The sequence below is a fragment of the Allohoeflea poritis genome, assembly GCF_027889715.1.
In the GTDB taxonomy this organism is placed as follows: domain Bacteria; phylum Pseudomonadota; class Alphaproteobacteria; order Rhizobiales; family Rhizobiaceae; genus Hoeflea_A; species Hoeflea_A poritis.
Genome location: NZ_JAPJZH010000001.1, coordinates 362,897 through 388,409, shown reverse-complemented (window position 1 = coordinate 388,409; position 25,513 = coordinate 362,897). Strand labels below are relative to the sequence as shown.

The window sequence follows — 25,513 nt, the reverse complement described above, 5'->3', positions numbered from 1 at the left end:
GATGGTAATCTGCCGATATGGCCGGTCCGGGTTTTTCAACGTTCGGACCCGGAAATGCAAAACAGGATAAAGCCGCATCATGATTGATTTTTTCTATGCGCCGACCCCCAACGGCTGGAAGGTCGCCATCATGCTGGAGGAGTGCGGGCTGCCCTATGAGACACATCTCATGAATCTGGCGGGCGGTTCGCAATTCGAACCGGATTTCCTGAAGATCAGCCCCAATGCCAAGATGCCGGCAATCGTTGACAATGATGTCGAGGGCGAACCGGTCTCCGTGTTCGAAAGCGGTGCGATCCTTTTCTACCTGGCGCGCAAGGCCGGTCGCTTCATGCCGTCCGGGCCGCTCGGCGAAAAGGAAACGCTGGAATGGCTGTTCTGGCAGACCGGCAATCAGGGGCCGATGGCCGGCCAGCTCAGCCATTTCCGCAATTACGCGCCGCAGGGACAGGATTACGGGTTCAAACGCTATCTCGGCGAGTATGACCGCAATCTCGCTGTGCTTGAGAACCGGCTTGAAGGCAGGGACTACATCCTTGGTGACTACACTATCGCCGACATGATCAGCTTTCCATGGGTACTGATCGCCAAGCCGCTCGGCGCGTCGCTTGAGAAGTTTCCGAACGTGACAGCCTGGCGTGGCCGCATAAAAGAACGGCCGGCCGTGCGCAAGGCGGTGGATCTGCACAAGGCCAGCCAGAACCGCGGCGAGCACAACGCCCAGAACAACAACGTGCTCTTCAACCAGTCGGCGGACAGCCTTTTGCGTTCAGACAAATAGAGATAAGCCGGTTTTTCAGAGACTGGCGCGGACCTTGTCCATCGCATCGGAGAGGGCCGCGCAAAGCTTGTCCCTTTTTCCGTCGAAGCGGTGTGACGGGACGGGAATTGAGATGGCGTAGACAAGGCCGTTGACGTCCCTGAAGGCGGCGCCGACGGCAGAGATGCCGTCCGTATGCTCGTTGATGTCGAACGCCATTCCGGTTTCGCGGATTTCCTCGACCTCGCGAATGACGTCCGACAGAACCCGCTTCTTGTCGTCCCGGCTGCCGAGTTCGCGTGCGATCAGGCCTGCCGCCACATCGTCGCTCAAGAGTGCCATCGCCGCCTTGCCGTTCGCGGTGGTCGACAACGGGAAGGTCTCACCGACCGCCGAGACCGTCCGCAGCCTGTGCGTGCCAACCACCTGGTCGACAAAGACCATGTGGTCCTGTCGATAGACCGCAAGATCAACCGTCTCTCCGGTCTGTTTGGCAAGCTCCGTCAGCACCGGGCGAATGACCTCCGCCATATTGATGCGACCGGCTTCCGCCAGCGACTGGAGCTCCGGCCCGAGACGGAAGCCGCCTTCCGCCGACGAAGCCATGACAAACCGTTCGGCCTGCAGCGCGTTGACGATGCGCTGTACCGTAGAGCGGGGCAGGCTGACCCGCTCGGCGATCTGGCCGAGGCTCAGTCCCTTATGTTGATCCTTCAAGGCGCGAAGAATGTCCGCGGCGCGGGATATGACCTGAACACCTTGACTGGATTGCGGTTTTTCAACTGTCTGAACGTTCATTTCTCATGTCCGGCTGATTTCCAACGGCCTGCTGCCGCATTGGCGATTCGGCCCTTTCACATCTTTCTACCATCTGGAGGGAATTGTTGCACGAATCCGTATTGACCGCAATACGGTGCATATGTATCATATAACAATACAACTGAATGGCTTTGGGAGGCTATCCATGACGGTGACAATCCGCGGCATCGATTTTCAGGAAGACCTGAACAACGATATGGGGCTCGAGTTCTATAATCTTTCGCACCGTTACGGTTATCAGTGCCCGAACTGGCCGTATTTCCGGGACGTGCGCATCGAGCGCATGCACTACATGGCCAAATCCGGCGTCTTGTCGCAGACACTGACGACGACCATGCATGTGACCACTCACATTGATGCGCCGGCCCACGTGGTGCAGGGCACGCCCTTCATCGACGAGGTGCCGTTGCCGCATTTCTTCGGCACCGGCCTCGTCGTTTCCATCCCCAAGAACAAGTGGGAACAGATCACCGGCGATGATCTGGAGAAGGCGTGCGGCCACGCGATCCGCAAGAACGACGTCCTGATCATCAATACCGGCTGGCACAAACACTATGAGGATGGCGACTACTTCCCATATTGCCCCGGACTGGTGCCTTCCGCAGCCGACTGGATGATTGAAAAAGGCGTCAAGGTGGTCGGCCATGACACGCAGGCGAACGACCATCCGCTGGCAACCGCGATCGGCCCGCACCGCAATGGCCCGCTGCTGCCCCATCTGGCGGATGAGTACAAGGAATGGTCCGGCGGCATTGCCTGGGACGAGGCGTTTCCCGAGTGGGAGCCGGTTCACAACAAGATCTTCAAGGCCGGCATCCTGGGCATCGAGAATGTCGGCGGCGATCTCGATGCGGTGACCGGCAAGCGCTGCACCTTCGCGTTCTTTCCGTGGAACTGGGATCGCGGCGACGGCTGCATCATCCGGCTGGTTGCCATGATCGACCGCGGCCAGCAATACCGGATCGAGCCCGGCGAGTCGTTCTGATGCTTATCAAGCGCTTTAACGAAGCCGAGCCTTATGAAGCGCCGAACCATCAGGCCTGTACATCGCTGCGCCTCGCGGGGTTCTCCGAGGTCGGCCCCGAGAATTACTGGGTCGGCTGCTCGCATTTTCTCCCTGGCGGAGGGGCGGGGCCCGATGCCTCGCCCCTTGAGAAAGTCTACGTCGTGCTTTCCGGTCAGCTGACCGTGAAGGCCGAGGGCAAGATCGAAGTGGCCGGTCCGATGGACACGGTGTTCATTCCGGGCGGCGAGGAACGCGAGATCCGCAACGAGGGCAATGACGTGGTGACCATGATCGTCGTCATGCCCTATCCGCCGGGCGCAGCGCCGGGAGGCAAATCATGAGCTCTTTCGGAAATCCCCATTCACTCTTTGACGTGGAAGGAAGGGTCGCGCTGATCACCGGAGCGACGGGCGCTTTCGGGCAGGTTGCCGCCCGCACGCTGGCGGACGCCGGCTGTCATCTGGTGCTCGCCGCAGGAAACGCGGAATCCCTCAAGGAGATCGCGGACGCGTGCAGTGAATTGTCGGCAAGTGTCACGGTCGTGAACAGCCGGCCGGACGACGAGGAAAAGTGCCAGGCCATGGTCGATGCTGCGGTGGCCGCCCATGGCCGGCTCGACATACTCGTCGTTGCCTCCGGAATGAACAAGGTCGCCAAGATCGACGAAATGCCGCTGGAGGATTTCACCAGCGTCATGGATGCCAACGTGACGCATAGCTGGATTCTGGCGAAGGTCGCGACGAAGCAGATGAAGAAACAGGGCGACGGCGGCAAGATCGTGCTCGTCTCTTCCGCGCGCGGCCTGCTGGGCCATCCGAACGGCTACACCGCCTACTGTGCCTCCAAGGCCGCGGTCGACGGCATCACCAAGGCCCTCGGCTGCGAGTTGGGCGAAACGGGCATCACGGTCAATGCCATAGCGCCGACCGTGTTCCGCTCACCGCTCACCGCCTGGATGTTCGAGGATACTGACCACGCCAAGACGGTTCGCACGGGATTCCTCAGTCGCGTTCCGAAGGGTCGCCTCGGAGAGCCCGAGGATCTTGCAGGACCGCTCCTGTTCCTGGCTTCGAGGGCGTCGGACTTCTATACCGGGCACATCCTGTATGCCGACGGCGGCTATACGGCGGGCTAGCGGGTGAGCGGATTGAAAAACATATCCGTCATCGGCGCCGGCCTCATGGGGCACGGCATCGCGGTGGCCTTTGCCCGTGCGGGGCACAAGGTTCGCGTCTATGACGCCTTTGCCGACAGCCTGAAGGCACTGCCGGCCCGCGCGGCGGCCAGCCTGGAACAGCTTGGCCATACCGCGCCTGAAAGGGATGCGGCGCTGGGTCTTATCGAGGCGCAGGGCGATCTGGCGGAATGCGTTGCCGGCGCCGACATCGTGATCGAGGCCGCACCGGAAGATCTGGAGCTGAAGCGGCAGATATTTACCGACATTGAAGCAGCGGCGCAGCGGGACTGCATTCTTGCATCCAATACCTCCGTCATTCCGATCACCTCGATCGTCAGCGGGCTGAAGCACCGCGAGCGGGCGCTTGGAACGCACTGGTGGAACCCGCCGCATCTGATCCCGCTGGTCGAGGTCATTCGCACCGAATGGTCATCGGAAGATGCGATGGGCGGCGTCATGGACCTGTTGACCTCGATCGGCAAGACGCCGGTGCGCGTCGAAAAGGACGTGCCGGGTTTCATCGGCAACCGCCTGCAGCACGCGCTGTGGCGCGAGGCCATCAGCCTCGTCGAAAACGGCATCTGCGATGCATCGGCCGTCGACACTGTCATCAATTCCAGTTTCGGGCGGCGGCTTTCCGTGCTGGGGCCGCTGGCGAATGCGGATCTGGTGGGCACCGATCTGACGCTGGCGATCCATCAGAACGTCTTGTCGGACCTGGAGGCCAGCGGCCGTCCGTCACCCTATCTCGAGAAGCTCGTCGCTGGGGGGCGGCTGGGCATGAAATCGGGAGAGGGATTCTACGAATGGACACCCGAAGACGCAGACGCTCTGCGACAGCGTGTGTCCGATCATCTCAGGAAGCTTGAGACCATCCTGGGTTAGCGCGCCGGCGGAGGCTTCGCGCCGGCAATATTGGGAGGAAGACATGCAGATCAAGACGAAAGGCATCACACGCCGCACCATGATCAAGGGCGGAGCTGCCCTCATCGCCGCCCCGGCGGTCCTGCGCCACACCCGGGCCTATGCGCAAAACCCCACCATAAAGGTTGGCCACGTGAGCCCGCGCACCGGCCCGCTGGCCGGTTTCGCCGAGGCGGACGATTTTGTGCTCGAAGGCATCAAGGCGGCATTCGCCGGCGGCCTGCGCAACAATGGCGACGGCAAGGACTACAGTGTCGAGATCATCTCCAAGGACTCGCAGTCCAACCCGAACCGTGCGGCCGAGGTCGCTGCCGACCTGATCCTCGGCGACGAAGTCGACATTATCGTCGCGGCTTCCACACCGGATACAACCAATCCCGTCGCCGACCAGGCGGAGGTCAACGAGGTGCCGTGTATTACGACGGACTGTCCCTGGCAGCCTTATTTCTTCGGCCGAAACGGCAATCCGGAGACCGGGTTTGAATACACCTACCACTTCTTCTGGGGGCTAGAGGACGTCATCGCCGTCTTCCTCGATCTCTGGGGCAAGAGCGGCGTCAAGAAGACCGTGGGCGGTCTGTTCCCGAACGATGCCGACGGCAACGCCTGGGGCCATCCGGAGCTCGGTTTCCCCAAGCCGCTGAAGGATGCCGGCTATACGCTGGTCGATCCGGGCCGCTACCAGCCACTGACCGAAGACTTCTCTGCGCAGATCTCGGCTTTCAAGGAAGCCGGCTGCGAGATCGTCACCGGCAATATGATCCCGCCGGATTTCGCCAATTTCTGGTCGCAGGCCGCGCAGCAGGGCTTCAGCCCGAAAGTCGTCACGATCGGCAAGGCGCTGCTTTTCCCGTCCGTCATCAATTCGCTCGGCGAACGCGGCGACGGGCTGACATCGGAAGTCTGGTGGTCGCCGAACCACCCGTTCAACTCCAGCCTGACAAGCGAGAGCGCCCGCGGACTCGCCGAGGGTTACAGCAAGGCGACGAACCGCCCCTGGACGCAGCCGATCGGCTTCAAACACGCGCTCTTCGAGGTTACGGCCGATGTAATCCGGCGCGCCGAGGATCTCAGCGACAACATGGCCATCGTCGAGGCGATCAAGACCACCAATCTGAACACGATTGTCGGTTCGGTGAACTGGGCGAACGGCCCGGTCAAGAATGTCACCAAGACACCGCTGGTCGGCGGACAGTGGCAGGGCGGCGCCGGCAATTTCGAACTGGTGATCACATCCAATTCGACTGCAACGGAAATTCCGGTCGGCGGCGAGTTGCTGCTTCTCTAAGAGGGCGCGCAACGCCCTGATTGAAAACCGGACGGGCGAGCACTTGCCTGTCCGGGAAACGCACCATCCGACCGACACGATAGCTTTGCCACGATCGCGGAACCATGACTGCTGTTCTTGAACTGAAAGATCTGAGGAAGTCCTACGGCGCGATCATTGTCGCCGACGCCTTGAGTTACTCGCTCGAAGACGGCGAGGCACTCGGCGTCATCGGTCCCAATGGCGCCGGAAAGACCTCGATGTTCAATCTGATCACCGGCACGGTCCAGGCGCAATCGGGAGACGTCTATTTCAAGGGGCAGCCGATCACCAAGCTGTCGGCGGCCGCCCGTTGCCGCGCCGGAATTGCGCGGTCTTTTCAGATCCCGCAGCCATTCGGGGCGATGAGTGTGTTCGAGAATGTCCTCGTCGCCGCCACGCAGGGCGCCGGTGAAAGCGGTCATGCCGCCAATGAATTGTGCCTCGACATTCTGGAACAGACGGGACTGATGGCCCGCGCCAATGCGCCGGCCGGCGGTCTGACGCTGCTGGAACGCAAACGGCTTGAGCTCGCTCGTGCTCTAGGCGCGCGGCCGTCTCTGCTCTTGCTTGACGAGATCGCCGGCGGCCTGACCGAGCAGGAATGTCAGTCACTGATCGCCACCATCAACGATGTTCGCGCCTCGGGCGTTTCGATCATCTGGATCGAGCACGTGGTCCATGCGCTGCTGGCCGTCGTCGACCGGCTGATCGTCATCGATTTCGGCAGGAAGATAGCGGAAGGGCAGCCGGACGAAATCATGGCAAGCCGCGAAGTCCAGGAAATCTATCTTGGGATCGAAGCCGGTGCCTGAAGCTGTCTTGGAAATCGATGGTCTCGACAGCTTCTACGGCGATTTCCAGGCGCTGTTCGGCGTCTCCATGCGGGTGGAAAGGGGCGAGGTTGTCGCGGTGATCGGCGCCAATGGCGCCGGCAAGAGCACGCTGATGCGGTCCGTCACCGGGCTGTTGACCAACCGTCCCGAAATGGTCCGCTTCGGAACTGCGCAGATCGGGGCGCTGCGCGCCGACCAGATCGCACATATGGGCATTGCGATGGTTCCGGAGGGCAGGCAGCTCTTTCCGTCGCTGTCGGTGGAGGAGAACCTCATCATCGGCGGGCAGGCGGGCCGTCCGGGGGAATGGACGCTCGATGCCGTTTATTCGCTCTTTCCGGTCCTCAAGGAAAGACGCCATCAGGCTTCAACGTCGCTGTCGGGCGGCCAGCAGCAGATGGTGGCGATCGGGCGGGCGCTCATGTCCAATCCCGAACTGTTGCTGTTCGACGAAATCAGCCTGGGACTGGCGCCGATCATCATCAAGACCATCTACGAGGCGCTGCCGGATGTGATCGGCACCGGCATGAGCGCTGTCCTCGTGGAGCAGGACATCACGCGGGCGGTGGACATATCCGATCGTGTCTATTGCCTGCAGGAGGGACGCGTGTCGCTCGAAGGCAAGTCCGGTGAGGTCTCGCGCGAAGAAATCAGCAAGGCATATTTTGGGGTCTGACGCATGGACTGGGTAAACGCCATAATTCAGGGCATTCTGCTTGGCGGGCTTTACGCGCTCTTTGCGGCCGGTCTGTCTCTCATCTTCGGTGTTATGCGGCTGGTCAACATCGCCCATGGCGATCTTATCGTGCTTGCCGCCTTTCTCGGTCTGACGGTCACGACAGCACTCGGCATAAACCCGCTGCTGTCCATCGCCATCGTGGCGCCGGTCATGGGCCTTATCGGCTACGTGCTGCAAAGGGTAGTGCTCAACCGCACACTTGGGGACGACATCCTGCCGCCGCTGCTGGTCACCTTTGGACTGTCAGTGATCATCCAGAACGGGCTGCTTGAACTTTACAGCGCCGATCCGCAGAAGATGAGCGCCGGGGCCATCGAGACGGCCAGCGTCGCTCTGCCAGGCGGGCTCAATCTCGGCATTCTGCCGCTGCTGATGTTCGTGACTGCTGTTCTCATAATCGGTGCGCTGCAGTGGATTTTCTACCGCTCCGCCTGGGGCAGGGCGTTTCGCGCCACATCAGACAACCAGGACATTGCCCAGCTTATGGGCCTTAACAAAAGCCATGTCTTCGGCCTCGCGATGGCCCTGTCGCTGGTCGTCGTCGCCGTGGCTGGAATTTTTCTCGGCGTGCGCACGAGTTTCGACCCGTCCGCCGGTCCCGGTCGGCTGATCTTCGGCTTCGAGGCGGTCATCATCGGCGGTCTCGGCAATCTGTGGGGCACGCTTGCCGGCGGGATCATCCTTGGCGTGTCGCAGAATATCGGCGCGCAGATCAACCCCGGCTGGCAGCTTCTTGCCGGCCATATCGCCTTCCTGGTCATTCTGGCCGTGCGTCCGCGCGGGCTCTTTCCGAGGATCGACGGATGAATGCCACCGCTCAATACACTGTCGTCCGTTTCTCGCCGGCAAGCCGCATCGCCGCCGCCGTCGCAATCCTGGTTCTCATCGCCCTGGCCCTTGCGCCCTGGTGGGCGGGACGCGCCGATATGCGTCTGCTTAGCGAGATTTTCCTCTATATGGCGCTGGCCAGCCTTTGGAATTTGCTCGCCGGCTATGCCGGGCTCGTCTCCGTCGGTCAGCAGGCCTTTGTCGGCTTCGGCGGCTACTGTCTTTTTGCCTTCACGATGTTTCTGGGGTTGTCGCCGTTGGCGGCCATTCCGGTCGCCGGTCTGGCCGGCGCGATGATCGCGGTTCCGGTTGCCATCCTGATTTTCCGCCTTCGCGGCGCCTATTTCGCAATCGGTACCTGGGTGATTGCTGAAGTCTTCCGCTTGGGTTCCGCGCAGGTTTCGGCGCTTGGAGGCGGTTCCGGCACCAGCCTTCCGGTCGCAATCGTCAAATCCATCGCGGACAGCCGCGCCATGCGGGAAGCGACCACTTACTGGATGGCGTGGGCATGGTGGTTCTCGTTCTCGCGCTGGTGTGCGTCCTCCTGCGCTCAAGACGCGGTGTCGCACTGACCGCCATCCGCGACAATGAACTGGCGTCGCAGAGCCTGGGCATCGATATCTGGCGAACCAAGTTTTTCGTCTACGTGATCACCGCCGGGCTGACGGCGGCGGTCGGCGCGCTGATCTTCCTGCAGAAACTGCGGATATCGCCGGACGCCGCATTCAGTGTCAACGACTGGACCGCCTTCGTGATTTTCATTGTCGTTATCGGCGGGATCGGCACCATCGAGGGGCCGATCATCGGCACCATCGTGTTCTTCCTGCTGCGCGAGACCCTGGCGGACCTCGGTGCCGTCTATCTGATGATCCTCGGTCTTGTCGCCATCGTCATCATGCTGCGCGCGCCGAAAGGCATCTGGGGCTTCATTCGCGAACGCACGGACCTTGACCTGTTCGCCCTGTCGCGTCGTGTCGTCGCGCGGTCCGAGCCGGCTGGACGGGATAACAAAAACAAGGAGAACGGGCATGAGCCGCAGGCAACTTAAGACCATCATAACCTGCGCGATCACCGGCGCCATTCACACGCCGACCATGTCGGACGCCTTGCCGTACCGCCCGGAGGATATCGCGGATCAGGCCGTTGCGGCCGCCGAGGCCGGCGCTTCCATTCTTCATCTGCACGCGCGCAACCCGGAAAACGGTTCCGTGTCGATTGATCCGGAACACTTCAAGCGCTTCCTTCCGGTGATCAAGCAGGCAACCGATGCCGTCATCAATGTCTCGACAGGCGGCAGTCTGCTCAACACAATGGAAGAGCGCATTGCGCCGGCCAAATGGGCCTCGCCGGAAATGTGCTCGCTCAACATGGGCTCGATGAACTTTTCCATGCACCCGCTGGCGGACCGCTACACGGAGTGGAAATTCGACTGGGAAGAGGATTACCTGCGCAATTCGGACAGCTATATCTTCCGCAACACCTTTGCCGACATCGCCTATGTGGCCGAACAACTCGGCGAGGGGCACGGCGTCAAGTTCGAGCACGAATGTTATGACGTCGGTCATCTCTACAATCTGAAATTCTGCATGGACAGCGGGCTGTTCAAGCCGCCGGTCTTCATCCAGTTCATATTCGGTATCCTCGGCGGCATCGGCCCCGATATCGACAATCTGATTTTCATGAAACGCACGGCCGACAGGCTGTTCGGCGATAATTACCAATGGTCCGTGCTCGGGGCGGGTGGCGTGCAAATGCCGTTTGCGACGACCGCGACCCAGCTCGGAGGCAATGTCCGTGTCGGCCTTGAGGACAGCCTGATGATCGCGCGCGGCAAGCTCGCAAAATCCAACGCAGAACAGGTCACCAAGATCCGCCATATTGTCGAGGAACTCGGTTGCGAGGTCGCAACGCCCGAGGAGGCCCGCGAGATGCTCGATCTCAAGGGCGGAGACCGGACCGCGTTCTGATCCAGCCGGCTCCGGCAATCCCCAACGCTGTTGTGCATGAGGCAATTCTGCTACGCCATGAGCCGAGGCAGGTTGTTGGCGAGGCTTTGTATGGACATACGCATTGACGATTTGCGCGGCCCGGAAATCGCGACCCTTCTGCAGGTACATCTCGACACGATGGCGGGTCTGTCGCCGCCGGAAAGCGCCCATGCGCTGGATCTGGAATCGCTGCGGGCACCGGATGTCACATTCTGGACGGTTTGGGATGCCGGTGAACTCCTCGGATGCGGCGGAATGAAGGAAATCGACAGCGATCACGGTGAGATAAAATCGATGCACACGGCTGAAGCGTCGCGGGGCAGGGGCGTCGCCGCAATGCTCGTGGAAACGATGCTCGCCGAAGCAAAGCGGCGCGGTTACAGGCGTGTCAGCCTCGAAACGGGATCCATGGACGCCTTTGCGCCGGCAAGGAAGCTCTACGCACGGTACGGGTTTTCGCTTTGCCCGCCTTTCGCGGATTATGTTCTTGACCCGAACAGTGTCTTCATGACGCTGGAGATCGGATAGCCGCGCACATATTTGTGCCTACAATTCAGAAGCATAGCGCAAGGCCCGGACTCATTTTGTGAGCTTCGGTCTGGCTTCATGATACGCCTTGGAGATCGCGCAAGTTCCCCACACGTCAATGCGAAGCCCAGCCCTGGGACCGGACCGAGCCGCCGCCCGGCAATCGGACTTAGCTTGTTATTGCAATATCAGACACAGTGCACGACACTGGCCGCTGATCTCACAAGAGGCCGGTTTGCTCGGCAAGGGACTGTACAATGCTCAATCAGGGCTGGCAGAATGCGTTTACGGCATCCTTGCTGGCCTTTGTCATACTCGTTGTCATTCCCAAGGCTTGCGGCAACAAGGACGTCGCCGACGAGGAAGTCGTCGAGGCGACGGAGTGCTACATCCTCTGGGACGGCCGTGAATATGTGGTCGACTGCTCCACCGACGAAGCTGCGCTTGAAGAACGCGATGACAAGTTTGAAAGTGCGGAACCGTGACCGACCGCGAGGAACGACACACGATGGAAGACCTGCATGAGGGCGGCTGCGTATGCGGTCAGGTTCGATACAGGACAACCGGCAAGCCGAAACGTGTCAGCCTTTGCTCCTGCACCTGGTGCACCAAGCGGACCGGTAGCGCGCTCGGGGTTTCCGTGTACTTCGCTGAACAAGATGTCGAATTTCTGAGCGGAAAGTTGAAATCACACCGTCTGACTTCCGATGCCGGCCGGTGGATAGAAAGCCAGTTCTGCGAGAACTGCGGTACGGCCTTGACATGGACCCTGGAGTTTCTTCCCGGCCACCGGGGCATGGCCGGAGGCACGTTCGATCCGCCGACATTCTGGTACGAGCCCGAGCGCTTTGTCTTCATGCGTTCGAAGCCGGAATGGCTGTCTGTGCCGAAAGGCGTGGATTGCTTCGCCGGCATGCCGGGTTCGGCGAGCGAATAGGCCCGGCGGCATCAGCCGCCATATCGGAACTGCGGTTCAGCCGCCGACCGGTCCGAGCAACATCAGTGTGCGTGCACCGAACGCCTCGCGCCAGTTGGCTATGATCGGCCTCAGCACATCCACGTTCCATCCATCGGCAGACCGCAGTGCATTGTTACGCTCGATGTCGCTTGACCAGCGCTGCATGATGGCCCGGGCCGCTTCCGCCGTGGTCACGCCGGAAAGGTCGACGAGCAGGACCAGCGCGCCGGCTGTACCCTTGGCACCGGGGGGCGACCAGGCCAAAAGATACGGACCCCGGTTGTCCAGAATCCAGCCTGTTCGTTCCGTGTCGATGATCGCCTTTCGTCCTTCTGCCAGACCGTAACGCTCGACCGCCGCGCCGCAAATCCGATCTCGGGGCGCTGTGTTGAGTTCGTCGGCGCGCGCACTCGAAACAACTGGCCAGACGGTCGCCATGCCGGTCGTTTCGCCGTCGCTTCGCTCAGGCAGCGGTGCAATGAAGGCCTCGCAGATAAGGTTCAGACGCTGACGCTCCGACGGGGGCGTGTCCGCGCGTATCGCAACAATGCCATAGCCTTGAAAATCCGTGGCGTTGGCCAAATCAGGCCCCACAAACAGGCGTGACGGATCCCTGGCTGCTTCGCTGGCTTTTTTCTCAAAGACGACGGTGACCGCTTCCATCTCTTTTTCGACCGGCTCCGAGCGCACGATTGTCTCGACCGCCGCACCCGTTGCCTTGTCAATCTCGACCGTATCGACGGTTCTTTGCGTGCGTTCGATGACTTCGACCTGTTCTACGGCGCGTCCGGCATCGTCGTCGACCACGACCCGGTCGACGACCCGCTGTGTTGTTTCGACGGTCTCTTCACGCTCGATGATCCGCGTGGGCGTTTCGATAATCTGCCCGCTTTCGGTCGTTCCCGCAGGCCTTTCCGTAACAGTGATCGTCTTGACCACGGCGTGTGTTTCCGTTCTGGGCGCAGTCGCCGGAACCGGTGCTTCCGTAACGTCCGCAACCTCTTGCGGATCAGACGATTCCGGGGTGCTGCCGCCGCCATCCGCCGATGACTGTGGCGCTTCTGCAACTTGCTCCTGCGAATTTTCAGCGATATCGGCTGAAGCAGCGTTCGAGGAAAGATCAGGCTGCGCCGCGCCGTCTTGAGTCGCCAACGTCCGCGACGTCGGAATTGGCGTATCGGACAGTTTCAGATGCTGGCCGTTGCTGCATCCCGCGACCAACAATCCGGCGACAACGCACGCGCACAAACCGGAAGCGGCATTAGGAATGGCCGACATGAGTTTGTTTTTCTGCGGTGAATTCTCTTTGAATATCGATTGTTCCGTATGTCTTCGAACTGCCAAAATACGGCGGCTGCGGTCGGAAATATCCTGAGTATCTTCCATGCTGTCAGTCTCTTGTTTCAACGAGTTACGGCAGCGGGCAATATTGCGACAAAGTGTACTGCAGTTATACAAATCGCGGAAGGCCGTTTTGCCGTGTCGCGGCAGACACCGTCTCCCGAGACCGTCATGTGTGTGCCGTTTGCGGCCAATCGTTGGCGGACTAAAAGGGGATGGCTCCCAACGCACTCGCCAGGCAACGGCCGAATTGGAGGATCAATCGATGAAAAACCGGTTCCGGAATACTATGCGTGTCTTGTCGCTCCTGATTGCCCTGTCATGTTTAGGCGCGGTGAGCTCGGCAAATGCTGCGAGTTTCGACTGCGCAAAGGCAACAAGCTCCGATGAGAAAGCAATATGTTCCAATGCGAACCTGTCATCTCTCGATTCCGAAATGGCCGGACTTTGGTACGGATATAAGGCAATGCCTCTACTGATGGGTGCAAGCGGCAACCGGCAGGACGAGGCGCAGGCCTTCCTGAAGTCGCGCGCGGCCTGCGGATCGGACACGGCCTGCCTGACCAGTCTTTACAATGACCGTATCTCAACCTTGCAGAAGAACATCGACTGGGCGGTCAAGAACTACTGCAATGCCCAGTAGCCGGCGCATAAGTTAGATCGTCACCAAAGCCTAGTCCGGAACGCTAAGGCCGCGAAGCAGCGCCAGGGCCAGGACTTCGTCCTGGCCGTCGATTGTCAGGAGAAGATCGACTTTTCCGTTACCGGATGATGCTGGCAGGACCGCCATGCCTTCCAGTTTTTCGCTCGCATAAGGCCCGCTCAACACTGTCAGCAATTGTGGATCTTCTTTGGAGTTCGGGTCCCAAATCCAGATCGCGGGTACCTGCGGCTCGGAGCCCGCTACATTCAAGAATTTGTCGCCATCCGGAACGTCCTCGCAGCGCTCAAGCATCTTTTCGCGCCTTTCATCATCCGGTGGAGCGACGCCCGCGTCACCGGTGGCGATCAGCAGCCTGTCATCGAGCGGTTCGAGCGCACGGATACCAACGTTCCGCATGGGCTCGCTGCCATCGGTTTTGAATGACAGGCGATGCAGAACCGTCGCTTCGACATCGGATTTCTTGTCGGCGGTCAACACGGAGGAGGGCGATTGGACTATAAATGCCTCGCCGGTTTCGGTGTCTGCCGGACTACGCAGTCCAAAGAAGAGGTTCCCGCCCGACAGCGCCATGCCTTCTATGTTCAGACCGCCGCATTGCAGCGGTTCTTCCAGATAGGGATCGAGTTCCCCATGGCCGCTGAACAGTTGCTTCAGCACATCCTTGTCGGATTGCACGATGACATCGCCCTTTTCGGCTTTTCCTTTCTTGCCGACGGTAAATTGCGCCAGGTACCAGCGCTCCTTTTTCTTCTTCCCACTCCGGCTGGCGTTGCCCATTGAACCGGCGATCAGGATATCGCGTCCGTTGCGTGCGACGGCTTCCAGGTCGACTTCCTCGCAATCGTCCTCTTTCGAGATGTCTTCGCAATGATCCTCGAAGATGAGGCCGTAAGTGCGGCCTGCCTCGAATGTCGGTGCGCTGCCGTCGGGATCGAGTTCAATGCGCTGGACGGCAATCATCTCGTCGGCGACCAGCAGACACGTGCCATCCTCGAAGCAGGTGGCGCCGCTGACGTTCTCAAAGGCCTTGGCCTCATCGTCATAATCGGCGAACAGTTCTTCGCCGGACGGTGCGATGGGAACAGGTTCACTGGCAAGGCCCGGTGCTGCCGTGGCAATGATGAGCGCGGTAACGCAGTGCAGTCTGAACCGTGTTGCGGCGACAAACATGACTCAACTCCTCCGACGGGTATCACCTTCAATCGAAAACCAATTGTGACACACAACTTGGGATTGTTTAAGGCGTGCTGTTAGCTTGAGAGAAAACGCAGCACGGTTTTGTTGAAGACCCCCGGATTTTCAACGAACATGAAATGGCTTCCGCCATCGGACCCGGACACGACGTCCAGCGAGGCGCCGGGAATCTGTTCCGCAATCCACTGTTGTGATTCAAGCGGATGCACGCTTGCTTCACCGCCGACGACCAGCACGGGATTGCGGATCGACGGAATCAGAAACCGCCAGTCCTGCAGGCAATTGTCCTCCAGCAACGCGGCGGCATGGGTGCGCGGCAGTTTCAGGTTTTCCGCTGCAATGTTCCGTAATCGCTGTTCGTCGAAAGTGTCGGTGAACATGGGCCGCATGAGGTCCGCGTGCTTTTCTGGAGTGTCGGCGCCGCTGACGGCAGATCTGAACGCAGAAAGGTCCTGCATTGACTTGATTATTGCGCCCGCCTTCAGACGCGTGCTTTCGCTCCAGTCGGGCCGCGCCAGTAGCGCCGACGGTTCGTCAACGAATATGAGCTTCTGCGGCTGTCGCTGGCGGGCGAACAACATCAGATAGGCCCAGAAGACGGATGCGCCCAGCGAATGGGCAAGCACATCGAACCGGTCTATCCCAAGCGCGTCCAGAAAATCATTGAGATCCTTGGCAAAGCGGGCAATGCGATAGCCGTCAGGCGTTTTTTCGGACTCGCCATGTCCACGCCAGTCCAGGGCGAACACGGAGCGGCTGGCGCACAGAGCCTCGAACTGGCCGGAGAACAGATTGGCTGACTGAGACCATCCGTGCAGCATGATCAGGGGCTGACCCGAGCCGCCTGTCAGATAACTCAATGAGACACCGTCACCGGTGACCAGCGATTGTCGGCGTACAACCATAACAACATGCATAAAGGATTTGTCGCGTTGTGCAATTCGCGCAAGTCCGCGCCAAGCCCTATTTCTTGAAGGATGCTGCCTTTATCAGGTCCTGCTCAGCCATGCGGCGCATATGCAATTTGTCGTAGGCATCGGCGCGGCTGGCATAGAATTCAGCGTTGTCGGGCGCGATTGAAATCGCCCGCGAATAGCCCTCGATGGCGTGCCGGTACTGACCAAGACGGAAGAGCGTGTTTGCCCGCTCGAATATGGCTTCGACAAAATCGTCCTCCAGCTCGATTGCCGAGGTAAAGTCTTCGACCGCTTCGACCAGCAGACCGCTTTTGCGTTTGATGAGAGCACGGCCGAAATAGGCCTCCGCCCAACCGGAGTCGCTGTCGATCACCCGGTCGAAATGAAGAGACGCTTCGTCATACCGCCTCATTTCCAGATAGAGCTGGCCGAGATACAGATGCGGTTCCGGATCGGCCCCGTCGATGCGGGCCGCCAGGCGAAACTGGCTGACAGCCTGCTGCAGGTCGCCACGCGAATGCAGGATGTGCCCGATATTCAGGTGGGCATCCTTGTGATCGGGATCGTGTCTTATGGCTTCCCGGTAGCTTGCCAGCGCAAGGTCGTTGTTTCCCACCTGTCCATAAGCGATGCCGCGATTGAAAAGTGCGGTGACGTTGTGCTGGTCGAGTGAGAGCGCGCTATTAAAGTCGGATACGGCCTTTGTGTACTGTCCGGAATTCAGTTTGACGTTGCCGCGTCCGATCAAGGCGGCCGCATTGTCGGGCTCGATGCTCAACGCTGCGCTATAGGCGGCCGATGCTTCATCCCAGCGGCCGATCTTCTCCAGACAGATACCGAGACTCAGATGGCTGTCGGCATCTTCGGGCATCAGGGCGATTGCCTCGCGAAAATCGGCGATGGCGGCTGAATAACGATTGGCCTGTCGGTACATCGTGCCGCGATTGTAGTAGGCAAGGCCATCACCGGGGTTGAGCCGAATGACAAAGCTGAAATCTCTCGCCGCCCGGCCGAATTTTTGCATCAGTTCGAGCAACAGGCCGCGATAGAAATAAACATCGGGATCTGAGGGATTGAAGGCGATGGCTTTGTTGTAATCCTCAAGCGCTTCTTCATAGCGCCCCAGTTCCTGAAGATTGTAGCCGCGCTTGACGTAACCGCTGGTTTCGTCCGGCGCCAGTTCGATCGCCGCTGAAAAATCGACGTGCGCGAGAAGACCTTGTCCGAGCGACTGATAGGCCAGGCCGCGGTTTTCGTGCGCAATATTGTCGTCCGGATCGAGGCGGATGGACTCATTGTAAAAAACCAGCGCCTGGTACGTTTCGCCCATTGCGTGGAGAGTGTTGCCAAGATTGTTGAGGGCCGATGACGAGACGGGGTTGAGGTTCAGGGCAGCCTTGTAGTCTTCCGCCGCCTTTTGCAGTTCCTGCATTTCCTGGTGATACAGACCACGCCGGAAGAAATAATCGGCATCCCAAGGGTCCAGCCTGATGGCTTCGCTGATGTCGGCAATGGCCTTTTCGGCCTCACCGGCAGACTGGTAGGCTTCCGCCCTGAAATAGTAGTTGAGGGCATCGCCGCCTTCGATCTCGATTGCCTTGGCGTAGTCAGCGAAAGCCCGGTCGAAATGCCCCAGTCTTTGATAGGCGTTCCCACGGTTTACAAAGGCAGGATAATAGTCAGGTTCGAGCATGACCGCGCGCGCGAAATCCGGCACCGCTCTTTCGTCCTGTCCAAGCCTGCCATAGGCCAATCCTCGCATGTTGAAGGCGAGATAATCCTTTGGATTAAGCCGGATTGCCTCTTTCAGATCGTCCAGCGCAAGCTCGTTTTTTCCCCAGTCGTAGTAGATTTCGCCGCGCCGCCGAAACGTTTCGAAATCATGCGGGAGAAGCTCGGCAGCGCGATTGAGATCGGCGATTGCGCGCTCGTAGTCAGCCTTGTTGCCATAGGCGGTGCCGCGATTGAAAAAGGCAAACCCGAACAATCGGTCAATCTCGATTGCGCGTGTGTATTCGCGTATCGCGGCGTCGAAGTCTTCCTGCTGGAGGTAGTAGTTGCCCCGTTCATTGAAATCAAAGGCGGTTTCGGGCTCCAGCGGGAAGCCGTCCCCGGATTGATTGTCCGCTTCCCGTTCAAATTTCGCGGCAATCAGGAGACCGGGACCGCTCCGACGCGGACATTCAGCGCAGTTCTGTTGCCCTGCGCCAGTGACGCCGTGTGCGTCGCCCAATGGCAATGCCGCAGCCACTGTCCCTGAAGAAAGCAGGCACACAGCGACCAACGTAACTTTCCTCCTGGCCATCTCTCCAATTCCCGCTGCTCGTCGCGACCACGCCGCTACAATTTTGTTTGGTTGAAGGGATGGCGAAGAAAAGAAATGTCGGACGCCGACCATGTTTTATTGAACCTCCCTAAGCATGCACAACACGATTGGCGCAACTGGTCGCGCGAGCACTCAAGCGAGAGTGACCGTGGTCGCCGCCATTTTTTGTATCCGGGCGTAAAGTTTGCCGCGCGCCCGTCGCCGATCTGGCCGCTATTGTCATTTGCACAGCAGGTCGGCGCGCGAACGCAAGAAGCAGTATAGCGAATCCGGTAAGGGGGAAAATTGCGAAATTTATGGTGTGAGCGAAAATAAAACCGCTCACTCTGCAATCCGGTCCCGGCTCGCGGTAGCCGCAGACGAAACCAAGTGCGTCCGCGGCATGATCCAGCGGTCTTGTCCCGCTTTTTTTTGTGAAATCGGGTGCGTGAATTTCCGCAGTGGGCGCGTCGAGAAGGAGCGTTGGAATTTCAACGCATAGCTCAGAATCCAAGGCTTTGTGCCACACGAAAGCGGCACAGCGAAACCCTTCCGGCATGACACGCAACTCCACACCAAACGCCTTTCAAATCATACCGTTTGTGACGGTTTGATGACAGGCGCGCTGCTTCGTTTCAGCGGGTTATCCAGAACATTCCTTCTGGGAATGAAGTTCCGTCCGACAGCTGGCAAGGCATCAGCCTGTGCTGGCCGAATCCTTCGCGTTAAGCGCGCCAACAGCACCGTAGGTAGCCACGCAATAGGGCACCAGATATGTCATGATACACTTCGTCATGCTGAATGTTTCGGAGCCGATGATCGCATCACCCTGGTTGATGAGATTGAGGACAGTGCCGACGACCAGCGCAACGAAGAATGAGCGTTTGGCGATATCGGCACGCACGGCAAGTCTGAGCGTGTTTGACAAATCAGTATCCCGTCGAAGATTTTGCCGCATGCTATGGAGTGTTGCGACTGCGATCAACGCACTTTGCCGAGAGCAGGGCCGAACGTTAGGCGGCAAACAATGAAAGGCCGGATATGGTTTCCTGCCCGCGATTGTCTCGATTAAACAGTTGTCACAGTTTTGCTTTTTAATTGAAATTGCTGCAAAATCTGCTCATTGTATTGGTGTAAACAAGGCTTCGTTGTGGCTACGGAAAAGAATGTAGAGCGTTCCAACAAGACCACGGGGGAAAAGTGGAAGCAGGCGGTACTGGTGATCCACGGCATGGGGGAACAGGTGCCGATGGACACGCTGCGCGGTTTCGTTGACACCACCTGGGTGACCGATGAGGGACTGGTTCCGAGAACACGTCCCGACCCCAACAGTGGGCAGCAACGCGTCGAGAATCCCGTGTGGAGCAAACCGGACCGACGCAATCGCAGCTTTGAACTGCGGCGTATCACGACCGAACAAGCAAAAAACGGCGTTCGCACGGATTTCTACGAGTTCTATTGGGCGCACCTTATGCACGGTACGACCTGGGAGCACTTCAAGGCGTGGTTTGCGGATCTGCTGTGGCGTTCACCAAAGCGGGTGCCGCAGGATGTTTTCAGCGCGTGGATTGCGCTTTGGGCCGTAACGGTCGTCGTGGCGGTGGTGCTGTTGGCCTCGACACTTCCCTTGGGCGACCTGCGCCAGTGTTTCGCCGGCGAATGCGACGACACGGCCTGCAACACCTCAAGCCTTTGCTGGAGCTGGATCTGGCCGGTGGTCGGCGCAGTGCTCTCGGTCGTCGCCGGTGCGTTCATCAATGTTTATCTGCTGAAGTATTTCGGCGATGTCGCACGTTACGTCAAAGCGACACCGCTGAACGTCGCGCGGCGGCAGGAAATTCGCGAAAAGGGCGTCGAATTGCTCGAGACGCTCATGGGCGTGCGTGATTTCGATCCCTCCAAGCACAAGAAGGGCGCGCCTTATCCGAAATGGGACACCGAATACGACCGGATTATTGTCGTGTCCCATTCATTGGGCACGGTGATCGCCTACGATATTCTCAAGGAGAGCTTTGCCCGTATCAACCGCTATCTGAACAGGGGCGGGCAGGCCCGCAAGAAGCAGCCGCACCGGCATGAACTGGAAAAGATGCTTCAATATGCCATCGATACATCCGGAACGCTTGATGTGAAGCGCTACCGCGATCTGCAAAATCTGGCCTGGCAGGAACTCAAGTCCGACGGCAGCCCATGGCTGGTGAGCGACTTCATCACGCTTGGCTCACCGCTGACACATGCCGAGTTCCTGCTTGCCCATGACGAGGAGGATTTAAGGGACCAGCAGGAGGGACGCATCCTTCCGACTTGCCCGCCGGCCCTTGAATGGGATTCGCGGACAAAGCAGCAGCATTTTACCTATAAACACGGCAGCAATTCCGCCAATGGCGAATATTTCCGGCTCCCGCACCATGCCGCGCATTTTGCCTTCACGCGGTGGACCAACATCTACTCCAAATCAAGCAACATATTGTGGGGCGATATCATTTCCGGGCCGCTGGCGGGGCACTTCGATCTGGCCACCCCCGTTGCAAGGCTCCAGGGTATCCTGGACATTCCGGTGCTGCCCGAGCGTGATCAGGAAGACAAGTCGAAGGGCAGGATTCCATTCTTCACGCATACCAAATACTGGGACATGCGTGTCAGGACCGGACCGGGCGACAACTGGGCGGTGCCGTACCACATCCACAAGCTGCGCGAAGCGATCAATCTTCTGGACAAATAAACGCGTAGCGGCCGTTACCGCGGACGGTATTATTTTTCTCCCCGGTTGATGAAGCCGCAAGCAAGAACGTAGTCCATATCCGCTCGTATCTGCTCGAAGATCTCGCCATCGGCGATCAGTCCCTCGTTGCGCAGTGAGATCAGGCCGTGCAGGGCGGCCCAGAATACGTTGTTGAGACGGTCGGGCGGCATCGCGAGCAACCCTTCCTGCCACGCCGATTTCATGCGCGCTTCGGCGACGTTCTGATTGGCTTCGATCGCTTCTTTATGTTCCGGGGTAGGGGGCTCGTCGGGGCGTATGGGTGTGAAGACCAGCTTGTAGAGTGCCGGATTGTCCAGACCGAAGCGGACATAAGCTTCTCCGATCAGGCGAAGCTGTTCGACAAGGTCGCGCTGTTCAGCGCCCGCGACAGCGGCCTGTGCGGTTTCCGTCAGACGGTTGAGGCCAGCAATGCGCATGGCGTCCACGAGCGCGGCCTTGTCCTTGAAATAGAGATAGGGAGTCTGCCGGCTTACGCCGGCCGACTCGGCGAGACGCCGGACAGTCAACGCCCCGGCGCCCTCATTCTCCAGAATGGACATCGCGCAGTCGAGGAGCATTGTGCGTTTTTCGGTGATTTCGTCGCCGGTAAGCGGTTTGTTCAATGATCGAGTTCCGTACGATTGACAACGTCAATTGACAGTGTCAAGTATGGTAACGCATCACTTTCGCATCTGCAAGGGTTTTGCTTGCTGAGTACATTTGTGGCGCAATCTGATAAGCGGCCGAAATGCCGCTGAGGGATCGTCTTGCCCTTGTCTCAGATGCGGCGGCCGCAGGGATGGGGTAGTCCGGACATGCGCGAAATGGAAAGTCACCAGGTGGAAAGCTCCGGTTCCCGGAACGCGGACCTGCCGGACAATGTGTTCCTCAAGGGATCGCTCTGGATCGTGTTCGCGCGCACGGCCGCGCCGATCATCCTCATCATGCTCGTCAATGGCCTGTTCAACCTCGTCGATGCATGGTTCCTCGGCGTCTTCGTCGGTGCCGAGGCGTTGACAGCGGTGACCCTGATGTTTCCGCTTTTCATGATGCTGATTGCGATGGCAACGATCGTGACCAACGGGTTTGCCTCGGTCATGGCCCGACTGCTGGGCGCGCGCGAGCCGAAGACCGTGCTCGGCAACGCGTTTGCCGGCGCGATCCTGTTGTCGCTTATCTTCTGTGTGGTGCTGATCGGGCTGTTCTTCCTCTTCGGTAGCGATCTTGTCGGTCTAGTCGCTCGCGGTTCTGCGGCAATCGCCCAGCAGGGATATCTTTATATCGCCATCCTGGTGCTGCTGTCGCCGATCACCTTCGTGGAGATGCTGCTGTTCGACCTGCTTCGCTGCGAGGGCAGGGTGTCTTTCATGACCATGGCTTCGCTGTCGACGATCCTGCTGAACGTTGTCTTCAACTACATTCTGATTGCGAAGCTGGATATGGGCGTGGCCGGATCGGCATTCGGTACGATCGCTGCCCAGTTCGTCGCCGGGCTTGCCGTCATCATCTACCGCTTCTTCAGCCCGTCCATTCTTAGCTTCAGTGCCCTGTCGTACGACCGGATGACACGCTACTGGCGGGATTATCTGGCGCTTGGCGTGCCGCCCAGCCTCGGATATCTGGGTGTATCCCTGTCGTCTGCGGCGGTAATCTTTTGCCTTCAGCTGTGGAGCGGCGATGGCTATGAGGCAACGGTCGGTGCCTATGGCATCACGACGAGGCTGATGACATTCTCGTTCCTGCCGCTGCTCGGCCTTGCCATGGCTTTTCAGACGGTGCTGGGAAACAATTTCGGGGCAAGGATCTGGGTACGCACCGACGCCAGCCTCAAACTCGCGCTGCTGTCCGCCTTGTTCTACTGCGTAATCGTCCAGGCAGGATTCCTGACCTATGCCGATGTAATTGGCTACGGTTTTGTTGATGACGCGGCAATTGCCAGCGAAACAGGCCGCATACTGCCCTACATGATGGCGCTCTTCTTCCTGTTCGGACCGTCGATGATACTGGCCTATTATTTCCAGGCAACCGGGGATGCGCGGCGCTCGGCGGCCATGAGCCTGTCGCGCACCTATGTGTTCGGCCTGCCGCTGACCTTCATTCTGCCGCTGGCTTTCGGTGAACAGGGAATCTGGCTCGCTGGTCCGTTGGCTGAAATCATGATGTTGGCCCTGGCCGTCTATCTGATGATCCAGATGCGGCGCATTCACGGTCTGCGCTGGGGACTGTTCCGGTCGGAGGCGACCTCCACTCGCTAGGTCTACAGTCATCAACACCGGCCGTTATGAGGATTTCGCGCTACCGGTGGAGGTGATGATGACGCCGGCAACGATGAGAACAGCACCAATGAGAATATTGGCCGAGAGGTTTTCGCCAAGAAACAGAACGGCATTGATAAAGGTGAAGATCACCGAGAGGATGAACAGCAGCGCGGCTGAAACGGCCGACACGCGCGCGGCCGCTTCGTACCACAGATAGTAGGCGAGCGCCGTCGGGAAGAGGCCCAGCAACACAAGCAGCATAATGTCGTTCGACGTCGCCGATCCCGGATAGATCAGCATGAGCGGGGTCAGGAGGATCGCCGAACAGATAAACACATTAAGCAGGAAATTGACGCGTTCGGCCGTGCTGGCTGAGGCGCGCAGCGCCCGGCTGCTGCCGATGATGAAGCCGGCCCAGCTAAGGCCGGCGGCGATCTCAAGCATATCGCCTTGTAGCCCTTCGCCTCCGATATCGATGTCATGAATGACAGTCAGGAATACGCCCGCCAGCGCAACCAGCGTGGCGAAGATATCCCGACGCCTCACGGTTTCGCCGGCCAGCAGGAACAGGATAAGCAGCACGAAGAACGGCGCCGTATTCTCCAGCATCATCGCATTCGAGGCACTTGTGTGTTCAAGACCGATGTGGAAGCAGATATAGTTGATCACAGTCGAGCCGACGGCGATTTGCAGGTTGCGGTCGGTCAGCCTGCCTGACACCGGAAAACGCAGCAATTTCATAAGGACAAACAAGGCTGCGGCGGCGATATAGAGCCGGAGCGTCGCAATTGTGATGCCCTGCATATCGCCGGTGAGATAGCGGACGATAACGCTGTGGGTTCCCCAGCAAAACGCCGCCAGGAAACCGAAGAGCAATGGCATGGATGTGCTGCGGTCCCGCATGCTGGCTCCCGGCTGTTGTTGAATGCCGTTTATTCGATCAAGGCTGCTTTCTTTCGTCCTGGTCACGCAATGCAGCCAGCGCTTCTTCGGTAGCGACACTCGCAAGAAGCATCTCAGACATCAGATCCGATTGCGATTTTGGCGCAAGGCCGCCGACCGGCGGATCCGTGTCGAGATTTGTCGGGAACGCATATCCCTGGGCAGCGGCGGCCAGTGCGCAGGATATCTCCACATCGGTCATCGTCGCGTTCTGTCGCGCGGCAAGCAGCACGGGGTAAAGCAGGGCGCAAAGCCGTGTGCGGTCAACGGCTTCGATCGGCCGGCCGAATGCCGATGACACCCGCAAAAGATTGGCCATACGATAGATGTCATTCGAAACGTTCGATCCGGCGGCATGCATCATTGCCGGATTGAAGAAAACCGCATCGCCCTTGCTCAGCGGCAACTGCACATGATGGCGGTCAAACCAGTCCTGATACCGCTGGTCTGAAAAGGCGATATAGCCCTCGTGGAAAGACTGGGAGAACGGGAGCAGCAGGGTCGGCCCGCTTTCGACCGGCATATCGCAATGCGCGATAGCGCCCTGCAACGTCAAGGCGGGTGACAAACCGTGCACATGTGACGGAAAGGCTTCAAGCCGCGCGGGGATCATGAAGCCGAGGTGATAATCACGGTGGGCGGTCTGGGCTTCGCCGCCCGGGTTGACGCGATTGACCTGTGCGGTGACCTGATAGCCGTCTCCCAGCCAGGCGCGGCTGGCAAGGTCAATGGCGATGTTGCCGTAGTATCGGGCAAAGTTATCCGGTGCGGCGATACAATGTTTCTGAACAGCGTTCCATATGCGGTCATTGGCGCCGGGTTTTGCGAAATGATCGCCACCGCCCGCATTGGTGGCCCTCTGCTCCTCGATTATGCCTTCAAAAATCGCCGTGGCTTCATCGATCACGGCGTGGTCGCGAATGGCGTTGCGAATGACGATCACGCCGGGACCGCTCAAAAAAGCTTCAGCCCATTCCGCCATCAATTCCAGGCGACCGGTGTCGGATTGCGCAAGCGAGCGAACGTCGTCACCGGCATAGATCAACACATTGCTCTCAACCGTGTTTGCGAACGGCCATTGCGCGGCGTCGGTGGTCTGGCTGACCAGGTCACGAAATGTATCGAAGCTGGCCGAACCAACCTTCAGCCACACGCGGCGCGCGCGTTCAGCGGCAAATGTTCTTGAGTCCATCAGGTCCTCCCGGCGCGTTATGCCCTGCGTGTCCGCATGGTAGGCGCAATTGCCTGCGTTTGCGACAGCGAGTTCCATGCAAAGACGA

Annotated in this window: 25 protein-coding genes and 1 pseudogene; 17 read left to right on the top strand and 9 right to left on the bottom strand. The window is 59.2% G+C overall.

Annotated features, from left to right (window positions below; genetic code table 11):
• Positions 1 to 79 precede the first annotated feature (79 nt).
• On the top strand, positions 80 to 781 hold the full coding sequence (locus OOZ53_RS01965) for a glutathione S-transferase family protein (protein WP_271087614.1): 702 nt from the start codon (positions 80 to 82) through the stop codon (positions 779 to 781).
• 15 nt (positions 782 to 796) lie between these two features.
• Here OOZ53_RS01965 and OOZ53_RS01960 read toward each other — a convergent pair whose 3' ends face one another.
• Positions 797 to 1,558 (bottom strand): IclR family transcriptional regulator, encoded by a 762-nt coding sequence (locus OOZ53_RS01960; RefSeq protein ID WP_271087613.1) that lies wholly within the window; start codon positions 1,556 to 1,558, stop codon positions 797 to 799.
• A gap of 166 nt (positions 1,559 to 1,724) precedes the next feature.
• On the opposite strand from OOZ53_RS01960, the gene OOZ53_RS01955 reads away from it, so the two are divergent.
• The 13 genes and pseudogenes from OOZ53_RS01955 to OOZ53_RS01895 all read left to right on the top strand — a co-directional run bounded on the left by OOZ53_RS01955 (position 1,725) and on the right by OOZ53_RS01895 (position 11,848).
• Positions 1,725 to 2,564 carry a cyclase family protein gene (locus OOZ53_RS01955; RefSeq protein WP_271087612.1) on the top strand — a complete coding sequence of 280 codons (840 nt, stop codon included), beginning with the start codon at positions 1,725 to 1,727 and terminating at the stop codon, positions 2,562 to 2,564.
• Positions 2,564 to 2,926 carry a cupin domain-containing protein gene (locus tag OOZ53_RS01950; RefSeq protein ID WP_271087611.1) on the top strand — a complete coding sequence of 121 codons (363 nt, stop codon included), beginning with the start codon at positions 2,564 to 2,566 and terminating at the stop codon, positions 2,924 to 2,926. The genes OOZ53_RS01955 and OOZ53_RS01950 overlap by 1 nt, the downstream gene beginning before the upstream one ends.
• The gene (locus OOZ53_RS01945; protein WP_271087610.1) at positions 2,923 to 3,720 is read left to right on the top strand and encodes an SDR family NAD(P)-dependent oxidoreductase; all 798 of its coding nucleotides are present in this window, start codon (positions 2,923 to 2,925) and stop codon (positions 3,718 to 3,720) included. The genes OOZ53_RS01950 and OOZ53_RS01945 overlap by 4 nt, the downstream gene beginning before the upstream one ends.
• A 3-nt stretch (positions 3,721 to 3,723) precedes the next feature.
• Positions 3,724 to 4,647, top strand: a complete 924-nt coding sequence (locus OOZ53_RS01940; RefSeq protein ID WP_271087609.1) for a 3-hydroxyacyl-CoA dehydrogenase family protein — start codon at positions 3,724 to 3,726, stop codon at positions 4,645 to 4,647.
• A gap of 43 nt (positions 4,648 to 4,690) precedes the next feature.
• The gene (locus tag OOZ53_RS01935; protein WP_271087608.1) at positions 4,691 to 5,974 is read left to right on the top strand and encodes an ABC transporter substrate-binding protein; all 1,284 of its coding nucleotides are present in this window, start codon (positions 4,691 to 4,693) and stop codon (positions 5,972 to 5,974) included.
• Positions 5,975 to 6,078: 104 nt separating this feature from the next.
• Positions 6,079 to 6,807, top strand: coding sequence for an ABC transporter ATP-binding protein (locus tag OOZ53_RS01930; RefSeq protein WP_271087607.1), 729 nt, complete (start codon positions 6,079 to 6,081; stop codon positions 6,805 to 6,807).
• Positions 6,800 to 7,504, top strand: coding sequence for an ABC transporter ATP-binding protein (locus OOZ53_RS01925; protein ID WP_271087606.1), 705 nt, complete (start codon positions 6,800 to 6,802; stop codon positions 7,502 to 7,504). Before OOZ53_RS01930 ends, OOZ53_RS01925 begins: the two co-directional genes overlap by 8 nt.
• 3 nt (positions 7,505 to 7,507) lie before the next feature.
• Positions 7,508 to 8,374, top strand: a complete 867-nt coding sequence (locus OOZ53_RS01920) for a branched-chain amino acid ABC transporter permease (RefSeq protein ID WP_271087605.1) — start codon at positions 7,508 to 7,510, stop codon at positions 8,372 to 8,374.
• Positions 8,371 to 9,443, top strand: a pseudogene (locus OOZ53_RS01915) (branched-chain amino acid ABC transporter permease). The gene OOZ53_RS01920 and the pseudogene OOZ53_RS01915 overlap by 4 nt, the downstream one beginning before the upstream one ends.
• Entirely contained in the window at positions 9,424 to 10,362 is a 939-nt protein-coding gene (gene kce / locus OOZ53_RS01910; RefSeq protein ID WP_271087604.1) for a 3,5-dioxohexanoate:acetyl-CoA acetone transferase, read from the top strand. The pseudogene OOZ53_RS01915 and the gene kce overlap by 20 nt, the downstream one beginning before the upstream one ends.
• A 90-nt stretch (positions 10,363 to 10,452) precedes the next feature.
• Entirely contained in the window at positions 10,453 to 10,911 is a 459-nt protein-coding gene (locus OOZ53_RS01905; RefSeq protein ID WP_271087603.1) for a GNAT family N-acetyltransferase, read from the top strand.
• Between the two features lie 257 nt (positions 10,912 to 11,168).
• A complete protein-coding gene (locus tag OOZ53_RS01900) occupies positions 11,169 to 11,396 on the top strand; it encodes a hypothetical protein (RefSeq protein WP_271087602.1) in 228 nt (75 codons plus the stop codon).
• Between the two features lie 23 nt (positions 11,397 to 11,419).
• Positions 11,420 to 11,848, top strand: coding sequence for a GFA family protein (locus OOZ53_RS01895; RefSeq protein WP_271087601.1), 429 nt, complete (start codon positions 11,420 to 11,422; stop codon positions 11,846 to 11,848).
• 36 nt (positions 11,849 to 11,884) lie between these two features.
• On the opposite strand, the gene OOZ53_RS01890 is transcribed toward OOZ53_RS01895, so the two are convergent.
• Complete coding sequence (locus OOZ53_RS01890) at positions 11,885 to 13,147, bottom strand: hypothetical protein (RefSeq protein WP_271087600.1); 1,263 nt, start codon at positions 13,145 to 13,147, stop codon at positions 11,885 to 11,887.
• 529 nt (positions 13,148 to 13,676) lie between these two features.
• On the opposite strand from OOZ53_RS01890, the gene OOZ53_RS01885 reads away from it, so the two are divergent.
• Complete coding sequence (locus OOZ53_RS01885; RefSeq protein WP_271087599.1) at positions 13,677 to 13,853, top strand: lysozyme inhibitor LprI family protein; 177 nt, start codon at positions 13,677 to 13,679, stop codon at positions 13,851 to 13,853.
• 30 nt (positions 13,854 to 13,883) lie between these two features.
• Here OOZ53_RS01885 and OOZ53_RS01880 read toward each other — a convergent pair whose 3' ends face one another.
• The 4 genes from OOZ53_RS01880 to nrtS form a co-directional block, all read right to left on the bottom strand.
• Positions 13,884 to 15,044, bottom strand: a complete 1,161-nt coding sequence (locus OOZ53_RS01880) for a DUF3616 domain-containing protein (RefSeq protein ID WP_271087598.1) — start codon at positions 15,042 to 15,044, stop codon at positions 13,884 to 13,886.
• A gap of 80 nt (positions 15,045 to 15,124) precedes the next feature.
• Positions 15,125 to 15,973, bottom strand: coding sequence for an alpha/beta fold hydrolase (locus tag OOZ53_RS01875; RefSeq protein WP_271087597.1), 849 nt, complete (start codon positions 15,971 to 15,973; stop codon positions 15,125 to 15,127).
• Positions 15,974 to 16,031: 58 nt separating this feature from the next.
• Positions 16,032 to 18,218: a tetratricopeptide repeat protein gene (locus tag OOZ53_RS01870; protein ID WP_271087596.1), complete on the bottom strand. Its 2,187-nt coding sequence runs from the start codon at positions 18,216 to 18,218 to the stop codon at positions 16,032 to 16,034.
• A gap of 769 nt (positions 18,219 to 18,987) precedes the next feature.
• The gene (nrtS, locus tag OOZ53_RS01865) at positions 18,988 to 19,218 is read right to left on the bottom strand and encodes a nitrate/nitrite transporter NrtS (protein ID WP_271087595.1); all 231 of its coding nucleotides are present in this window, start codon (positions 19,216 to 19,218) and stop codon (positions 18,988 to 18,990) included.
• Between the two features lie 222 nt (positions 19,219 to 19,440).
• Between nrtS and OOZ53_RS01860 the strand changes: the two genes are divergently transcribed.
• Complete coding sequence (locus tag OOZ53_RS01860; protein ID WP_271087594.1) at positions 19,441 to 21,012, top strand: hypothetical protein; 1,572 nt, start codon at positions 19,441 to 19,443, stop codon at positions 21,010 to 21,012.
• Between the two features lie 29 nt (positions 21,013 to 21,041).
• Here the strand turns inward: OOZ53_RS01860 and OOZ53_RS01855 are convergent, their stop codons facing one another.
• The gene (locus OOZ53_RS01855; RefSeq protein WP_271087593.1) at positions 21,042 to 21,656 is read right to left on the bottom strand and encodes a TetR/AcrR family transcriptional regulator; all 615 of its coding nucleotides are present in this window, start codon (positions 21,654 to 21,656) and stop codon (positions 21,042 to 21,044) included.
• Between the two features lie 201 nt (positions 21,657 to 21,857).
• Here OOZ53_RS01855 and OOZ53_RS01850 point away from each other — a divergent pair, with 201 nt between their 5' ends.
• On the top strand, positions 21,858 to 23,288 hold the full coding sequence (locus tag OOZ53_RS01850) for an MATE family efflux transporter (protein WP_271087592.1): 1,431 nt from the start codon (positions 21,858 to 21,860) through the stop codon (positions 23,286 to 23,288).
• A gap of 24 nt (positions 23,289 to 23,312) precedes the next feature.
• On the opposite strand, the gene OOZ53_RS01845 is transcribed toward OOZ53_RS01850, so the two are convergent.
• Both OOZ53_RS01845 and OOZ53_RS01840 read right to left on the bottom strand, forming a co-directional pair.
• On the bottom strand, positions 23,313 to 24,194 hold the full coding sequence (locus OOZ53_RS01845; protein ID WP_271087591.1) for a DMT family transporter: 882 nt from the start codon (positions 24,192 to 24,194) through the stop codon (positions 23,313 to 23,315).
• A gap of 37 nt (positions 24,195 to 24,231) precedes the next feature.
• Entirely contained in the window at positions 24,232 to 25,425 is a 1,194-nt protein-coding gene (locus OOZ53_RS01840) for a phytanoyl-CoA dioxygenase family protein (RefSeq protein WP_271087590.1), read from the bottom strand.
• Positions 25,426 to 25,513 lie beyond the last annotated feature (88 nt).

What these genes read in the sequence shown, in the direction of transcription:
- OOZ53_RS01890 (WP_271087600.1), bottom strand. Translation starts at nt 13,147, where the DNA reads ATGTCGGCCATTCCTAATGCCGCTTCCGGTTTGTGCGCGTGCGTTGTC.
- OOZ53_RS01845 (WP_271087591.1), bottom strand. Translation starts at nt 24,194, where the DNA reads ATGCGGGACCGCAGCACATCCATGCCATTGCTCTTCGGTTTCCTGGCG.
- OOZ53_RS01960 (WP_271087613.1), bottom strand. Translation starts at nt 1,558, where the DNA reads ATGAACGTTCAGACAGTTGAAAAACCGCAATCCAGTCAAGGTGTTCAG.
- OOZ53_RS01930 (WP_271087607.1), top strand. Translation starts at nt 6,079, where the DNA reads ATGACTGCTGTTCTTGAACTGAAAGATCTGAGGAAGTCCTACGGCGCG.
- OOZ53_RS01935 (WP_271087608.1), top strand. Translation starts at nt 4,691, where the DNA reads ATGCAGATCAAGACGAAAGGCATCACACGCCGCACCATGATCAAGGGC.
- OOZ53_RS01905 (WP_271087603.1), top strand. Translation starts at nt 10,453, where the DNA reads ATGGACATACGCATTGACGATTTGCGCGGCCCGGAAATCGCGACCCTT.
- OOZ53_RS01875 (WP_271087597.1), bottom strand. Translation starts at nt 15,973, where the DNA reads ATGGTTGTACGCCGACAATCGCTGGTCACCGGTGACGGTGTCTCATTG.
- OOZ53_RS01840 (WP_271087590.1), bottom strand. Translation starts at nt 25,425, where the DNA reads ATGGACTCAAGAACATTTGCCGCTGAACGCGCGCGCCGCGTGTGGCTG.
- OOZ53_RS01965 (WP_271087614.1), top strand. Translation starts at nt 80, where the DNA reads ATGATTGATTTTTTCTATGCGCCGACCCCCAACGGCTGGAAGGTCGCC.
- OOZ53_RS01885 (WP_271087599.1), top strand. Translation starts at nt 13,677, where the DNA reads ATGCCTCTACTGATGGGTGCAAGCGGCAACCGGCAGGACGAGGCGCAG.
- OOZ53_RS01895 (WP_271087601.1), top strand. Translation starts at nt 11,420, where the DNA reads ATGGAAGACCTGCATGAGGGCGGCTGCGTATGCGGTCAGGTTCGATAC.
- OOZ53_RS01880 (WP_271087598.1), bottom strand. Translation starts at nt 15,044, where the DNA reads ATGTTTGTCGCCGCAACACGGTTCAGACTGCACTGCGTTACCGCGCTC.
- kce (WP_271087604.1), top strand. Translation starts at nt 9,424, where the DNA reads ATGAGCCGCAGGCAACTTAAGACCATCATAACCTGCGCGATCACCGGC.
- OOZ53_RS01955 (WP_271087612.1), top strand. Translation starts at nt 1,725, where the DNA reads ATGACGGTGACAATCCGCGGCATCGATTTTCAGGAAGACCTGAACAAC.
- OOZ53_RS01945 (WP_271087610.1), top strand. Translation starts at nt 2,923, where the DNA reads ATGAGCTCTTTCGGAAATCCCCATTCACTCTTTGACGTGGAAGGAAGG.
- OOZ53_RS01900 (WP_271087602.1), top strand. Translation starts at nt 11,169, where the DNA reads ATGCTCAATCAGGGCTGGCAGAATGCGTTTACGGCATCCTTGCTGGCC.
- OOZ53_RS01850 (WP_271087592.1), top strand. Translation starts at nt 21,858, where the DNA reads ATGGAAAGTCACCAGGTGGAAAGCTCCGGTTCCCGGAACGCGGACCTG.
- OOZ53_RS01920 (WP_271087605.1), top strand. Translation starts at nt 7,508, where the DNA reads ATGGACTGGGTAAACGCCATAATTCAGGGCATTCTGCTTGGCGGGCTT.
- OOZ53_RS01950 (WP_271087611.1), top strand. Translation starts at nt 2,564, where the DNA reads ATGCTTATCAAGCGCTTTAACGAAGCCGAGCCTTATGAAGCGCCGAAC.